Raw genomic sequence first — 14,819 nt, 5'->3', positions numbered from 1 at the left:
GGCGCCTACTTTCGCATGATCGCCGGCTCGTGCCGTCGCAGCAGCCGGGCCACCAGGAAGCCGAAGAGGAGCGACAGGACCACGAGCATCCCCATGTCCAGGAGCCAGATCGCGGCCGAGTGTTCGAACAGCGCGTCCTTCGTCAGGTCGCCCGGGACGATCCGGCCCAGGTCGATCGTGCCCGCCATCGCGCCCAGCGCCCACCGGGAGGGGACGAGCCACGCGAGCTGCTCGATCACCGCCACCCCGTCCAGCTTCAGCAGCGCGCCGCAGAACACCACCTGGACGATCGCGAGGAGCACCAGGAGCGGCATGGTGACCTCCTCCTTGCGCACCAGGGCCGACACCAGGAGACCGAGCATCATCGCGGTGAACGCCAGCAGCGCGACGGCGAGCGTGATCTCCACCAGCGGAGGCATCAGCACCCCCTCGCCACCGGGGGCGTTCAGGTCCACGCCGGCGAGCGCCACGAGCGTCAGCACCACGGCCTGGAGCACCGTGACCGTGCCCAGCACCACGACCTTCGACATGAGATAGGCGGATCTGGAGAGGCCGACGGCTCTCTCGCGCTGGTAGATGACGTGTTCCTTGACCAGTTCGCGCACCGCGTTCGCCGCCCCGGTGAGGACACCGCCGACGCACAGGATGAGCAGCGCGTTCATCGCCGTCTCCCGGTCGAGGGTGCTGCCGGCGAGGGCCCGGGCCATCGCGCCCATCACGAACGGCAGCGCCACCATGATGGCGAGGAACGTCCGGTCGGCGCTGAGCGCGGCCGCGTACCGGCGCACCAGGGTGCGCAGTTGAGCGCCCCAGCTCTGCGCGGTCGGCGGCGGCGCGACGGGCCCGCCGCGGTCCGCGTCCGTGTGCGGAGGCTGCCGGGTGGCACCCGCGATGTACCGCTCGTGGAACGGCGACCGGCGGTACGTGCCGGCCCAGTCGCGGTCCCTGTCGTTCTCGAACGCCTCGAAGGCCTCGGGCCACTGCTCGAACCCGAAGAAGGCGAGCGCGTCGTCGGGAGGGCCGTAGTAGGCGATCCGGCCTCCGGGCGCCAGCATCAGCAGCCGGTCGCAGACGTCGAGGCTGAGCACGCTGTGGGTGACGACCACGACCGTGCGTCCGTCGTCCGCGAGACCGCGCAGCATGTGCATCACGGAGCGGTCCATGCCCGGGTCCAGCCCCGAGGTCGGTTCGTCGAGGAAGAGCAGCGAGGGCTTCGTCAGCAGCTCCAGCGCGACGCTGACCCGCTTGCGCTGGCCGCCGGAGAGACTGTGGATCGGCTGGTCGGCCCGCTGCTCCAGGCCGAGTTCGCGGATCACCTCCGCCACCCGCTCCCGGCGCTCCTCGCGGGCGGTGTCCTGCGGGAAGCGCAGTTCGGCGGCGTAGCCGAGGGCCCGGCGCACGGTGAGCTGGGCGTGCAGGATGTCGTCCTGCGGCACGAGTCCGATGCGCTGGCGCAGTTCCGCGTAGTCGCGGTAGAGGTCCCGGCCGTCGTACAGGACGGTGCCCTCGTCCGCGGGGCGCAGCCCCGTCAGCGCGTTGAGCAGCGTGGACTTGCCCGCACCGCTCGGGCCGACGACGGCCAGCAGGCACTTCTCGCCCACGGGGAAGGACACGTGGTCGAGCAGGGTGCGCCGGCCCTTGTCCACGGAGACGGCGAGCCCCTGGACGTCCAGGGAGACCTCGCCGGTGTCCACGAACTCCTGCAGCTCGTCCCCGACGAGACAGAACGCCGAGTGCCCGATGCCCACGATGTCGCCGGGAGCCAGCGGGACGCGGTCCACCGGGCGGCCGTTGAGGTAGGTGCCGTTGTGGCTGCCGAGGTCGGCGATCTCGTAGCCGCCGCCGTCCAGGGAGCGGAGTTCCGCGTGGCGCCGCGAGACGATCAGGTCGTCGACGACCAGGTCGTTGTCGGGCGCGCGGCCGATCCGCACGGTCCGCGCCGGCAGCGGCCGGACACTGGTGGGCTGCCGGAAGGTGCCCGTGGCCGAGGGCATCGACACCGCCGACGGCCGGGCCGGGCGTGCGGGTGCCGGGGGCGTCCGGCCGACGAGGGTGGCGCGCGGTCCGTCGGCGGGGTTGCCGAACCGGATCACGCTGCCCGGACCGACGTCCCAGGTCCGCACGCGGTGCCCTTCGGCGTAGGTGCCGTTGGTGCTGTCCTCGTCCTGGACGGTCCAGTGGCCGTCCACGGGATGCAGCACCGCGTGGTGCCAGGAGACGCGCGAGTCGTCGATCACGATGTCGCTGAGGGGATCGCGGCCGACGTGGTAGTCCCGGCTCGGACTCACGAGCGTGGAGCCTTGATCGGTCTCCACGAGGAGTTCGGGCGCCGTCGGCATGGGAGGCCGCTCTGCCATGTCCGAATTCTAACGATCTGCGCAGGCCGTCGCCCGGCGGCGGGCCTACGCTGCCGGGGGTGTGCAGGTCAGGTGGTGCGCGGCCGGATTGGGCCGACCGGGCGCGGGCCGTGCGGGTTGCGGGGCGCGCGGAGGCGGGTCATCCTCGTGGTGACCCAGAAGCGACAAGTGCTCACTCTTCGTACTCGGGGACCATCCACGAATGAAGGGCCGTCGCGGTGAGGAGCCACGGTCATGAACGTCCCGGTTTCCGCGTGTCACTACAGCATCGAAGTGCCCGCCACCCCTGAACGCGTGCCGCAGATCCGGCGCATCGTCGCCGCGCACCTGCGCCACTGGAATCTCGCCTCCCAGGTCGCCCCGGTCTGCGGCGCCCTGGACGAACTCGTCGGCAACGTCGTCCGCCACGTCGACGGTGACACGACCTGCGTCGTCGAGCTGCGCTGGAACGGCAGCCGGCTCACCGCGTCCGTCGCGGACCGCGACCGCAGGCTGCCTCCGGTGCACACCTCCGCGCCCCGCCGCGGCGGTCTCGCCAAGGTCGCGAGGCTGAGCGACAGTTGGGGCACCTGCGGCACCGACGACGGCAAGGTGGTGTGGTTCAGCAGGCGGGTGAAGGAGTCCGAGTCCATCGGACGCGGCCTGCGGGCCCCGAGGCGGCCCGCCGTCGAGTTCCGGCCGCTGCCGGCGGCCGTGGACCCGGCCGTCGACGCCGCCCGCAGGCTGGTGCCCGTGCACTGACCCCGGGCCCGCACCGGCCCCTGGAGCCCCGGGCCCTCGGTCGTCCCTCCGCTCCGCCCGGCGCCGTCGGCGTCCCGCCCGGGACGCCGGCGGCGCCTTCGCCGCTGTGCACGGAGCGCTGAGCGGGGAGCGGTGCACGGGGCGCTGAGCGGTGCACGGAGTGCGACGCGGAAGGCCCGCCGGTCTCCTCGGGACCCGCCCCCGCCTGCCCGGCGCCGGTCACGTCGCACCTCTGCCGGGTCCGGGCCTGCTCACGCCGTGCTCCCGCCGGGCCCGGCCCTGCTCATGCCGCACCTCTCCCGGGTCCGGGCCTGCTCACGCCGCGCTCCCGCCGGGTCCGGCCCTGCTCATGCCGCGCTCCTGTCGGGGCGCTCGGCAGGGTGCAGACCGGCCACCAGGCGGAAGAAGTCCGCCTCGTTGCCCGTGAGTCCGGCGGCGCCGAGAGCGGCGTCCGCCTCGGCCATCGGCACCGAGAGCAGCGGCAGTGCCCGGGGCGCGGACGGCGGGTCGGCGAGCACGGCCCTGGCGGTCTGGAGCAGGCGCAGGTACGCCTGCACGGCGGCGCGTTCCGATGCGTTCATCTCGCTCTTCCCCTCGTGAAGGTGTCGGACCGTCAAGCATCTCGCGCGCCACTGACAGTGCGCGGGAGCCGGGAGCCGGGAGCCGGGAGCCGGGAGGGGGAAGGGAACGGGAACGGGAACGGCGGCCCGCCCCGAGGGGCGGGCCGCCGTACCGCGCGGCTTGTGGGCGCGCCCGGGGGCGCGGCCTGCTAGAAGACGCTGACGCCGTAGGCGCTGAGCGCCTCGGTGACGGGCTGGAAGAACGTGGTGCCGCCGGAGGAGCAGTTGCCGCTGCCGCCCGAGGTCAGGCCCAGCGCGGTGGTGCCGGAGAACAGTGGGCCGCCGCTGTCGCCGGGCTCGGCGCAGACGTTGGTCTGGATCATGCCGTAGACGATGTCGCCGCCGCCGTAGTTGACGGTCGCGTTGAGGCCGGTCACGGTGCCGCCGTGCAGGCCGGTCGTGGAGCCGCTGCGCTGCACCGACTGGCCGACGCGGGCGTTGCCGGCCGTGGTGATGTCGCGGTAGCTGCCGTTGTAGAGGTACACCCGGCCGTCGGCGGCCGAGGCGTTGGAGTGGCGGATCAGGCCGTAGTCGTTGGTGGGGAAGCTCGTCCCGGCGCGGCTGCCGAGAACCGTGGTGTTCGCGGAGTTGGTGTACCAGGTGCTGCCGATCTCGGTGCAGTGACCGGCGGTCAGGGCGTAGTACGTGCTGCCGCTGCGGACGTTGAAGCCGAGCGAGCAGCGTCCGCCGCCCGCGTAGATCGCCTGGCCGCCGGCGATGAGCTTGTCGAAGGTGCCTTCGGTCCGCTTGATCGTGAGGTCGCCCGCGCGGTCGCCGGCCTCCTTCTTGATCGTCGCGATCTCGGCGGCGGAGACGGTCGAGTCCACCGTGACGACGACCTTGCCGGTGGCCTGGTCGGTGTACCAGGCGGTGCCCGCCACGTCGGCGTCGAGCACCGCCTCACCCGCCTGGGCGAGCTGGGCGACGGTGGCCTTCGCGGGGGCGGCCTCGGCCATGGCCGAGGGGGCTGCAAGCGCGGAGGCGGCCACGAGAGCGGAGGCGACGGCGATCAGCCGGGCGCCTCTGGTCGTGCCACCGAGGGGGGACAAGCGCTTGATCTTCACTGCATCCTCCGTGGGGGATCGGGGCCCGTTGGGTGGGCGGGCCCGTGGGATCGCAAGAGACGGGCGGCCGGCGCAAGGGGTCGGAGCCGGTCATGTGCCTGTCAATCGCGACACCAGGAATCCTGGGGGCCGGGCCGGAGAGCCACAAGATCGCCTTTCGGCCGCGCTACGCGCGTCCACCCGATCTCCGCCGGGTCACGTGTCACCGCGGAGCGCTGCGCGGGGCGACTTGCGGGGGCGTCGGGGGCGGGGCGGCGCAAAGCAAAGAGAGAGCAAAAGCAACGGGTCGTTTGCTGATTGACCGTCAGTTCGGCGGCTGGGGAACGGGTCATTCCGGTCCCGCCCGGGCCTCGGCCCGGATCGAGGAGGGACGGGCGGTCGGCGGGTTGATCAGGAACGAGAGGTTCCGCAACGGCCCGTCGGGGATCTTCCCGGCGGCGGATCCCCGGTGCGTCCCGCCCGCCCCCGCGGACCGGCGCACCCGCCGGACCCGGCCGTGGCGTCCGCACACACCGTGCCCGCTCCCGTGAGCGCGCTCCCACGGCCCCCGCCGCCCTGCGGACGACCGCGCCGCGGCGCCCGGCGCGCCGTCACCCGGGCCCGCCTGGGAGCCAAATGCCGCGATCGCGCCCGTTCGCCCGGCGCTCCCCGGTGTCCGGATCCCGACCGTCGTACCGTGACCACATGTGCTGGAGTGCTACGGCCGACCTCGCGGCCGGCACGGTGATCGCCGCAGCCGGTCTCGCCTCCACCGCCTGCACCCTGCTCAGGGGCCGTCCGCGGGAACTGCCGCTCGCCGCCCTCCCCCTGCTGCTCGGCGCCCATCAGATCGTGGAGGCGGTGATCTGGCACCGCGGCGGCGGCAGCGGGCCCTGGACCACGGCCTGGGCGGTGATCGCGCTGCCGCTGCTCGCCCTCTGGATCCCGTTCGGCGTCCTGCTCGCCGCACAGCCCCGCGAGCGGGCCCGCCTCGCGGTCCCCGCCGCGGCCGGAACGGTCACCGCCGCGGTCCTCGCGCACGCGCTCGCGACCGGCACCGTCACCGCCGACATCCGCGAGCACACCGTGGGCTACGGGATCGGCGTCCCCTTCCCGGCCGTGCTGCTGGGCGGCTACCTGCTCGCCACCGTCGGCTCGCTGCTCCTGGCCGGCGACGGCCGGCTGCGGCTGCTCGGTCTGCTCGCGGGCGCCGGGGCCCTGGTGAGCGCCCTGCTCTGGCGGACCGCCTTCGTCTCCACCTGGTGCGCGGTCGCGGCCGTCGCCTCCCTCACCCTGCTGGCCTGGAGCCGGCGGCCGGTCCTCCCGGCCGGCCGGCCTCCCGCGCCCGCCGGTCCCGGCGCGAACACCTGAGCGCGGGCTCCGGACAGCCGCGGCGGGCATGAGCGCGCCCATCGGTGGTACCCGCAGAGCGTCGCCGCCCGGCCCGGTCGCACCGGCAGGCCCGCCGGGTGAGGCTGGGAGGGACAAGCCCGTGCCACGCGGACGCCGGCAACGGACCGCCGGAACGGGCGACGGCGAGGACGCACGGAAACGGAAGGCGAACCACGGTGAACACAGCACAGGAGCACGAGGAGTCGGTGGTCGTGACACTCACCGGCTGCTCCCGGGAGGACGCGGACACCGTCTTCCGCGCACTCGCCCGCTCGTACACCTCCGACCGGGCCGCGCACGAGACGCCGCAGGACACCACCGAGGGTCATGACACCGTCTGGACCACGACGTTCGACGTGTCCCATCCACTGGCCGGCCCGGAGCCGGTCACCCTCGCGGCGCCCGTGACGGCCGAGCTCCAGGGCGGCTACTGGGCGGTCGACCGGATGACCGAGACCCTCGACGCGAGCTTCGCCGTCCTGCGGGAGGGCACGGCGGCGGGCGACCAGGAGAAGGACGTGCAGCTGCGGCTGACCAGCGGCATCCCCACCGAGCGCTTCTGAGACCGCCCCCGGGCCCGCGCAGCCGCGGGGCCCCGGGGCCCCGGCGGCACCCCGCCCGGCGCGGCCGGCGCCCGCGCCGCACGTCCCCGTCCCGCACCCGCACCCGCGCCCCGCATCCGGCGCCGGCCGCCGCGCGGGCCGCCGGACCGGGCCCACCACAGGCCCGGACCGAGCCACCACAGGAGAGCCGCCATGCCCATCGCCACCGTCGACCCCGCCACGGGCGAGACGCTCAGGACCTTCGACGCCCTCGACGACGGCGACGTGGAGCGGCGGATCGCCGCCGCGGCCGCCGCCTTCACCCACCACCGCCTCACCCCGTTCGAGGAGCGGGCCGCGCTGCTCGAACGCGCGGCCGACCTGTTGGACGAGGACCGCGACACGATCGCGCGCACCATGACCACCGAGATGGGCAAGCCGGTCACGGCCGCCCGCGCGGAGGCGGCCAAATGCGCCAAGGCCATGCGCTGGTACGCCCAGCACGCCGCCGGCCTCCTCGCCGACGAGCACCCCGACGGGGCCGACGTGCACGACTCCGGCGCGACCCGGGCCGTCGTCCGGTACCGCCCGCTCGGCGTCGTCCTCGCCGTCATGCCGTGGAACTTCCCGCTGTGGCAGGTCGTCCGCTTCGCGGCCCCCGCGCTGATGGCCGGCAACACCGGTCTCCTCAAGCACGCGTCCAACGTGCCGCAGACCGCCCTCTACCTGGAGGACCTGTTCCGCCGCGCCGGATACCCGCAGGGCTGCTTCCAGACCCTGCTGATCGGCTCCGGCGCCGTCGAGGGCGTACTGCGCGACCCGCGGGTCGCCGCCGCCACGCTCACGGGCAGCGAACCGGCGGGCCGCGCCGTGGCGGCGGTCGCCGGCGACGTGATCAAGAAGACGGTCCTGGAACTCGGCGGCAGCGACCCCTTCGTGGTGATGCCCTCCGCCGACCTCGACCGGGCGGTCGCCACCGCGGTCACCGCCCGCGTCCAGAACAACGGGCAGTCCTGCATCGCGGCCAAGCGCTTCATCGTCCACGAGGACGTCCACGACGCCTTCCGCGACCGGTTCGCCGCGGCCATGCGGGAGCTCACCGTCGGCGACCCCAAGGACGAGGCGACCGACGTAGGGCCGCTCGCCACCGAGCAGGGCCGGGCCGACCTGGAGGAGCTCGTCGACGACGCCGTCGGCCGCGGAGCCGACGCCGTCTGCGGCGGACGGCGGCCCCCGGGGCTCGACCGGGGCTGGTACTACGAGCCCACGGTGCTCACCGGGATCACCCGGGACATGCGCATCCACCACGAGGAGGCCTTCGGCCCGGTCGCCACCCTCTACCGGGTCGCCGACGCGCAGGAGGCCGTCGCCGCCGCCAACGACACGCCCTTCGGACTGAGTTCCAACGCCTGGACCCGCGACCGGGCCGAACAGGAGCTGTTCGCGCGGGACATCGAGGCCGGCGGGGTGTTCTTCAACGGCATGACCGCCTCCCATCCCGCCCTCCCCTTCGGCGGCGTCAAGCGGTCCGGCTACGGCCGGGAACTCTCGGGCCACGGCATCCGCGAGTTCTGCAACGTCACCACCCTCTGGCACGGCGACGCCTGAGGACCGCCGGGCCCGCCCGCATCCCGCAGGGTCACAGTTCGGCACCGTCGGGAACAGGCCCGCACAACCCCCGTTGAGCCGCCTCCGGCTCGGGTAAGTTCCCTCCGTGCAGGGCGAGTTGAACTCGCCCTGCCGGAGACGGGGGAGCGGAATGGGCGGGAGACTGCACGGCCAGCACACACTGCACGAGGAGTTCGTGCCCCGGCTCGTGGGGCTCCATCACACCGGCAACTACCAGGTTCCCCTCGCCTTCCCGGCGGGCGCACCGGTCGTCGAGATCGTCGGCGGGCGCGGCAGCGGCCGCACCGCCCTGATCGACGCGGTCCACGACGCGTACATCGGGCGCGTCCCGCTCGCCCGCGTCGACCTCGACGCCCCCGGGTTCGGCGAACCGTCGGTCGCCGACCTCGCCGACGAGACGGCCCCCAACGCCTCCCGCATCACCCAGCTGCTCTACGTGCTGGCCTACCGGCTCGGCCTGGACGTGAAGCACTTCGGCAAGGCGCTCGCCTTCCCCCGGCTCTCCCTGGGACTGCTGGTGGTCACCGCCTGGCGCCCGGCGAACGCCGGCGAGCGCGACGTACGGCCCGCGGACCTGCGCCGGGCCGAGGCGGACCTGCGCACCCTCGTCACCGCCGAGGACCCCGACCTGCGCCGCCGCCGCGAAAGCCTCGGCCGCTGGTTCGACCTGGTGACCGCCAACCTGCCGCAGGTGCTCTCCGCCGTACCCGGCCTCGACGCCCTCGCCGGCATCGTCCTCGACGCCGCCCGCCAGCAGCTGCTGCGCGGCGAACCCGACCGGGGCGCCCTCGCCTGGTGGGGCGAGCGGCTCCACGGCTCCCAGGGCTACCAGGGGGACTCGCTCCAGCGCCTGTTCCAGTTCGTCCGCGTCTTCCGGCGGCTCGACGAACGGCGCAGGACCGCCGAGGAGCACCTGGTCGCCGCCCTCCTCGACGACATCGACGCCAACTACGGCCGCCTGCGCCGCCTCAACAGGAAACCGAGGCCGCTGCTCCTGATCGACAACGCCCACACCGCCACCGGCCGCGCCTTCCTCGGCCTGCTGGAACGCGGCCGGGCCCCCCGCACCGGTCCCGTCACCCGGCCCGTGGTCCTCGCCACCCTGCTCGGGCGCGGCGACAACCACCCGCCGCTCACGGAGGCGTCCGCCGCGGGCGCCCCCGGGGACGGGCCGCTCGTGCTGGGCATCCCGGCGGTGGAGGGCTCCCACATCGCGGAGATGCTCAGCCCCGTCGACTACCCCGACCACCTGCCCCGGCTCCTCGCCCGCTACAGCGGCGGCCGCGCCGCCGGCGCCCGCACGCTCGCCGACACCGCCGTCCGGAGGGTCAGGGAGACCGGCGGCGGCCCGGACACCGCCGGCCTCCTCGACGAGGCCGCCCCGGACCTGCTCGCCAAGCTGCTGCCCGACCCGGTGGTCCGGGACCGGCTGGTGCTGCTGTCCGCCGCCGCGGACCCCGCCACCCGCCGCGGCCTGTGGACCTTCGCGCACCCCGAGGACCACTCGCAGGACCTCGTCGCCGCACGGGTCCGCGAGGCCGACGACTACCGCCGCGCCTCCTGCCTCGACGGCGACCGCGCCCTCGACATGGTCCTGCGCCACCGCTTCGCCGCCACCACACCCCACGAACGCTGGCGCGACACACACCTGCGGCTGCGCTCCCTGTGCGATCCGCGGGGCGACAGCTACCTGCACCACACCCTGGCGCTCGGACGCACCGAGGAGGTCGTCTGCGCGCTGCACCACCGCTTCACCGCGGCCGCCCCCGCCAGGTGGCTCGCCACCCTCAACACCGTCTGCTCGGCACCCCGCCCCCGCCAGGGCTACGAACCGCCGCCCTGCGCACCGGCCCTGTCCTGCACCGCCTGCGGCAGCGACCGGCACGGTGTGCGGCACGAGGCCGTCGCCAGCCTCGTCCCCCTGCTGTGGCGCCTGTCCGACCCGCTCACCCTCGCCCCCCGCGAGGACGAACTCACCACCGTCCGCATCGCGCTGGAGACGCTGTACGGCAACCGGGCCGCGCACGCCGCGTACCTGGAGGCGTCCACCGCCTGGCCGGCCCGGCTGCGCGCCGGCGTCCAGGCACCCGACCTGCCCGTCCCGGAAGGAGTCCCGTCATGACGTCGTTCCTCCGCAGACTCCCCGGCGGCCCGCTCACCAAGGCGGTCGCGCTCCTCGGCGCGCTCGTCGTGCTGGGCGGCGCCGCCTGGATCGCGTTCGCCGTGTTCGGCCCGGACCCCTCCTGCGGCGAGGGCATCGAGGAACGCGGCCCCGAGGGCCGCGAGGAGTGCACCGGGGTCACCGACGGCGGATTCGTGTTCGCCGACAACCTGGCCGCCGTCAGCGCCCGCATCAAGGCCGAGAACGACCGCATCCGCGACGAACCCCATGTCTCCGTCGCCGTGATGCTGCCCATGACCGCGACCCAGCCCTTCGAGCAGGAGAAGACCCTGCACGAGGTCCAGGGCGCCTATCTCGCCCAGTACCGCGCCAACCACGACTCCAACAGCAAGAAGCCCGCGATACGCCTGCTGCTCGCCAACCCCGGCCGCAACCACGACCACTGGCGCGCCGTCGCCGAGCAGCTCGGCGACATGTCCGAGTCGGACAGGGACAACCTGCGGGCCGTCATCGGCTTCGACGTCTCCACCGCGACCACCCAGGCCGCGATCGGCTACCTCACCCGGGAGCGCGGCATCCCCGTCGTCGACGCCCTCAAGCGGGCCTTCGCCGAACGGACCGCCGGATCGCCCAGGGCCCCCGAGCAGTTCCGCGCCCCCGACGAGTTCCACGAGGAGGGCACCACCGCGAACGCCTTCGACCAGATGGTCGACACCATCTGCACCTCGCCGGCCCGGGTCGTCTACTTCGCCGGACGCCCCGTCCAGCTCCGGCAGTTCGTGAACGAACTCGGCAACCGGGGCTGCACGGAGAAGAAGTACACCGTCATCACCGGCTCCGGAGCGTCCACCCTCTCCTCCGACGACCTCCTCGACTGGGACGCCTTCCGCAAGGGCGTCACCCTCCAGTACGCGGCCGTCGCCCACCCCGACGCGTGGACCGCGCCGGACGCCCCCGCCACCGGCGGCTCCGCCGCCGCCTACCGGACCCTCGCCGGACTGGCCACGGGCAAGGAGGCCGGCGACATCGGCGAGGTCGAGCTCACCGACTCCCGGACCATCACCTTCTACGACGCGGGCCTCACCGCGTTCACCGCCATCCGCATGCGCGACGACAGCGACCCCGTCGTCCCCACCCTGGACCGCATCCGCGACGCCTGGCTCCGGCTCCACGGCATGGGCAAGGTCGAGGGCGCCAGCGGCTGGATCTGCCTCGACAACTACGGCAACCCCTACAACAAGGCCGTCTCGGTCGTCGAACTGTCGCCGGACGCACCCGGCCGCATCCGCTTCGTCGGTCTCGCCTGGCCCACGGGCAGGCCCACGCCCGCCGACTGCACCGCGAGCCGGACGTAGGGTGCGCGGCGCGCACGGGCGGGCCGCACCCGTGACCCCGGCACGCCGGTGTCCCCTTCCGCACCCGGTCGTTGACCGGACATGAGCACCGTGGAGCGGGCCATCGAGCAGACCGCCGACGAGTACGGCCTGTCCGTGGCCACCGTCAGGCGGCTGCTGCGGCTGTGCGAGGGGCTGCGCGCCGAGCACGGCGACGCCTGGACGCACCGCGAGCTGGGCGCACTCGTGGAGCGCGCGGTGCTCGACCTGGAACCCTGGGCGCTGGAGTGGCTGGCGGCCTCGCACCGGCGCTGAACGCGACCCGCGCGCACCGGTCCGGGCCGTTCCCCCGCAGGGGGGCGGCCCGGACCGGTGCGCCGCGGTCAGACGTTCGGCACCTTCAGCCTGTCCCAGCTGGTCTTGCCCGGGATGCCGTCCGCGTCCGAGCCCGAGTACCCCAGCTTGCGCTGCCACGCCGCGTACGACGCGCGGTCGGCCTCCGACCAGGAGGGGCCCGGCCCCACCTGGTACCGGCCGCAGCCCTCGGCCACCAGCCGCCTGCCCATCGCCGTGACGATCGCGCTGCTCCGGCCCACCTGGAAGAACGCGGCGCCCGGGAACGGCTCGTACCGCGGCGCGGGCGGCGGCGCCGGCGGGCCGTCGGGGCTGCCGCCCAGGCGCTGCCGGATCCGTTCGCGCATCGCGTCCATCGTGAAGCCGCGCGGGTCGACCTTGCCCGGCTGCCACTCCTTGTGCCCGATCACCGAGCGCTGCGACCAGCCGTGCGCCCGGCAGATCGCGGCGGACGCCTTCTCGATCGCCTCCAGCTGGGCGGCCGGCCAAGGGTCGTTGCCGTCGCCGAGGTTGACGCACTCGAAACCGTAGAAGTACCGGTTCCCGTCCGTGTTGGCCTCGTTGTCCGCCGGCAGCGCGGTCTCGTTGACGACGGCGCGGAGCACGTCGTCGTCTCCGAGACCGGCGTGGTTGGCCCGGCCGTTGCCGACGAGGTAGACGGTGCCGTCCTTGGCGATCACGCCGTGGCACAGCGGTCCGGGCAGGCTGGAGTGCCCGTTGTAGCAGAGTTCGACGGAGCCCGATGTGCCCGAGGTGACGGTGTGATGGATCATCACGCCGTTCACCGGGCCCCAGGGTCCCTTGTGGTTGCGGTTGTGGGTGCGCCAGCTCCGGTGCTCGACGACGCGCAGGCCTTCGTCGCGCAGTGCTTTCAGTAATCTGTCCGCGGACAGCGGCGTTGCCATGGTGGTGCTCCTTCCCGGGCCGAACCGTCAGCTCTCGGACCGTCCCTGATCGTTTTGCCCGTTATCCGGGCCCGGTGAACCGGCCTTCGCGGCCCGTTCGGCGGCGACGGCCTCCTCCTCCGCTCCCGCCTCGGCCGCCAGGGCCTCGTCGTCCGCCGCCGGCAGCGGGGCGGCCGACGGCGCGAACGCCGGGCGCAGACCGGCCGCCGAGCGCCCGTGCCGGCGGGCGTGACGCACCTCGACGCCGTGCGGCGGCACCAGCAGCGGCCGCCGTGCCGGGTCGGCGGGGCACTCCACGTCACCCGTCGCGGTACGCACGGCGACCGTCCGGAAGTCGCCCGGCCGGTGCGTCCCGCCGCTCTCGACGTACACGAACACCCCGTCCTCCAGCGGGATCCAGGCACCCTCCTCGATCCGCGGCGCGCCACCGCGCGCCGGCGCCGCGCCCCGTCCGCGCGCCGCCGCGGGCCGGTGGTCCCAGCCCGGTCATCACGGATGGGGCTCCGGGCACCGCCCCACCGACGGGTGGGACTCCCGGGACAGCCGTACCAGGAGTCCCACCCGCCCGGCAGGTCGAGCTCCTCGACGCGCAGCAGTGGCAGCGGTTCACGGCGGCTCGTGTACGCGGTGCCGGTGCACTCGACCCGGTCGCCGTCGAGCTTCGCGGCCCGCCGGGCACGGCCACCTCCGCCCAGGTGCCGTCCAGGGCGTCCACCGGGAACGTCACCGATCCCTTCGCGGGGTGCCCTGGCACGCGGTGCGCCCTGTTCCGGAGCCGGTCGCGCGGTCGGGCCGGACGCCGCGGCGGCGGGAACCGCGCGGTCCGCCGGGGAACGCGGAAGCGGGCGGCGGCCGTCACCGGCCACCGCCCGCTCCCCGCGTGGCGGGCGCGCTGCTCAGATGCCCTGCCAGGAGGGCTTCGCCGCGTACGTCGCGCGGAAGTAGTCGGCCAGCTTCAGGCTGGAGGCGGCGGCCTCGTCGACGACCACCGTGGCATGGGGGTGCAGCTGGAGCGCCGACGCGGGCACCAGGGCGGAGAGCGGGCCCTCCACCGCGAGGGCGACCGCGTCCGCCTTCGCCTCGCCGGTCGCCAGCAGCACCAGGTGGCGGGCTTCCAGGATGGTGCCGATGCCCTGGGTGATCACGTGATGGGGGACCTGGCCGATGTCGCCGTCGAAGAACCGGGCGTTGTCGACGCGGGTCTGCTCGGTGAGCGTCTTGATGCGGGTGCGGGAGGCGAGCGAGGAGCAGGGCTCGTTGAAGCCGATGTGCCCGTCCGTGCCGATGCCGAGCAGCTGGAGATCGACACCGCCGGCCTCGGCCAGCGCCCGGTCGTAGGCGAGGCAGGCCGCCGCCACGTCCTCGGCCGTGCCGTCGGGGCCCAGGAACGCCGACTCGCTCAGCCCGAGCGGTTCGACGACCTCGCGCAGCACCACGGAGCGGTAGGACTCCGGGTGGCCCGCCGGGAGGCCGACGTACTCGTCGAGCTGGCAGACGCGCGCCCGCGACGTGTCCGCCTCCCCGGCCCGGACCTTCGCCGCGAGGGCCTCGTACACGGGCAGCGGCGTCGACCCCGTCGCGACGCCGAGCAGGGCGTCGGGCTTCTGTCGCAGCAGGCCGGCCATGGCTTCGGCGATCAGCTCGCCACCCGCGGCGGAGTCCGGAACGATGACAACTTCCACGAAGATCCCTGTCTCTGATGCGCTCAGTGGTGTAGACCAATCTATCAACGGTGAGGCCATCTGTCCCGCCCGAGACCGCCCCCGAACACAGGAAATAC

Annotated in this window: 13 protein-coding genes; 7 read left to right on the top strand and 6 right to left on the bottom strand. The window is 74.2% G+C overall.

Features of this window, described 5'->3' with window-relative positions:
- Positions 1 to 5 precede the first annotated feature (5 nt).
- A complete protein-coding gene (locus tag IAG43_RS02750; RefSeq protein ID WP_187739150.1) occupies positions 6 to 2,357 on the bottom strand; it encodes an FHA domain-containing protein in 2,352 nt (783 codons plus the stop codon).
- 234 nt (positions 2,358 to 2,591) lie between these two features.
- Between IAG43_RS02750 and IAG43_RS02745 the strand changes: the two genes are divergently transcribed.
- Positions 2,592 to 3,098 (top strand): ATP-binding protein, encoded by a 507-nt coding sequence (locus IAG43_RS02745; RefSeq protein WP_187739149.1) that lies wholly within the window; start codon positions 2,592 to 2,594, stop codon positions 3,096 to 3,098.
- Positions 3,099 to 3,445: 347 nt separating this feature from the next.
- Here the strand turns inward: IAG43_RS02745 and IAG43_RS02740 are convergent, their stop codons facing one another.
- Positions 3,446 to 3,679, bottom strand: a complete 234-nt coding sequence (locus IAG43_RS02740; RefSeq protein ID WP_187739148.1) for a hypothetical protein — start codon at positions 3,677 to 3,679, stop codon at positions 3,446 to 3,448.
- A 188-nt stretch (positions 3,680 to 3,867) separates the two neighbouring features.
- Positions 3,868 to 4,782: a S1 family peptidase gene (locus tag IAG43_RS02735; protein WP_187739147.1), complete on the bottom strand. Its 915-nt coding sequence runs from the start codon at positions 4,780 to 4,782 to the stop codon at positions 3,868 to 3,870.
- Between the two features lie 684 nt (positions 4,783 to 5,466).
- Between IAG43_RS02735 and IAG43_RS02730 the strand changes: the two genes are divergently transcribed.
- From IAG43_RS02730 to IAG43_RS02705, 6 genes are all read left to right on the top strand, one after another.
- Positions 5,467 to 6,132 (top strand): DUF6629 family protein, encoded by a 666-nt coding sequence (locus IAG43_RS02730; protein WP_187739146.1) that lies wholly within the window; start codon positions 5,467 to 5,469, stop codon positions 6,130 to 6,132.
- Between the two features lie 197 nt (positions 6,133 to 6,329).
- A complete protein-coding gene (locus IAG43_RS02725; protein WP_187739145.1) occupies positions 6,330 to 6,716 on the top strand; it encodes a hypothetical protein in 387 nt (128 codons plus the stop codon).
- A gap of 192 nt (positions 6,717 to 6,908) precedes the next feature.
- Positions 6,909 to 8,303: an NADP-dependent succinic semialdehyde dehydrogenase gene (locus IAG43_RS02720; protein ID WP_187739144.1), complete on the top strand. Its 1,395-nt coding sequence runs from the start codon at positions 6,909 to 6,911 to the stop codon at positions 8,301 to 8,303.
- Positions 8,304 to 8,454: 151 nt separating this feature from the next.
- A complete protein-coding gene (locus IAG43_RS02715) occupies positions 8,455 to 10,446 on the top strand; it encodes a hypothetical protein (protein ID WP_187739143.1) in 1,992 nt (663 codons plus the stop codon).
- Positions 10,443 to 11,801: a hypothetical protein gene (locus IAG43_RS02710; RefSeq protein WP_187739142.1), complete on the top strand. Its 1,359-nt coding sequence runs from the start codon at positions 10,443 to 10,445 to the stop codon at positions 11,799 to 11,801. Before IAG43_RS02715 ends, IAG43_RS02710 begins: the two co-directional genes overlap by 4 nt.
- A gap of 81 nt (positions 11,802 to 11,882) precedes the next feature.
- A complete protein-coding gene (locus IAG43_RS02705) occupies positions 11,883 to 12,095 on the top strand; it encodes a hypothetical protein (protein WP_187739141.1) in 213 nt (70 codons plus the stop codon).
- A gap of 68 nt (positions 12,096 to 12,163) precedes the next feature.
- Here IAG43_RS02705 and IAG43_RS02700 read toward each other — a convergent pair whose 3' ends face one another.
- The 3 genes from IAG43_RS02700 to nagB form a co-directional block, all read right to left on the bottom strand.
- Positions 12,164 to 13,039, bottom strand: a complete 876-nt coding sequence (locus IAG43_RS02700) for a peptidoglycan-binding protein (RefSeq protein WP_187739140.1) — start codon at positions 13,037 to 13,039, stop codon at positions 12,164 to 12,166.
- A gap of 27 nt (positions 13,040 to 13,066) precedes the next feature.
- Positions 13,067 to 13,411, bottom strand: a complete 345-nt coding sequence (locus IAG43_RS02695) for a hypothetical protein (protein WP_187739139.1) — start codon at positions 13,409 to 13,411, stop codon at positions 13,067 to 13,069.
- A 524-nt stretch (positions 13,412 to 13,935) separates the two neighbouring features.
- On the bottom strand, positions 13,936 to 14,721 hold the full coding sequence (gene nagB / locus IAG43_RS02690; RefSeq protein ID WP_187739138.1) for a glucosamine-6-phosphate deaminase: 786 nt from the start codon (positions 14,719 to 14,721) through the stop codon (positions 13,936 to 13,938).
- Between the last annotated feature and the right edge of the window lie 98 nt (positions 14,722 to 14,819).

The organism is Streptomyces genisteinicus (assembly GCF_014489615.1).
Lineage (GTDB): Bacteria > Actinomycetota > Actinomycetes > Streptomycetales > Streptomycetaceae > Streptomyces > Streptomyces genisteinicus.
Note: the sequence above shows the minus strand (reverse complement) of the source record. Positions and strands in the feature narration are given on the sequence as shown.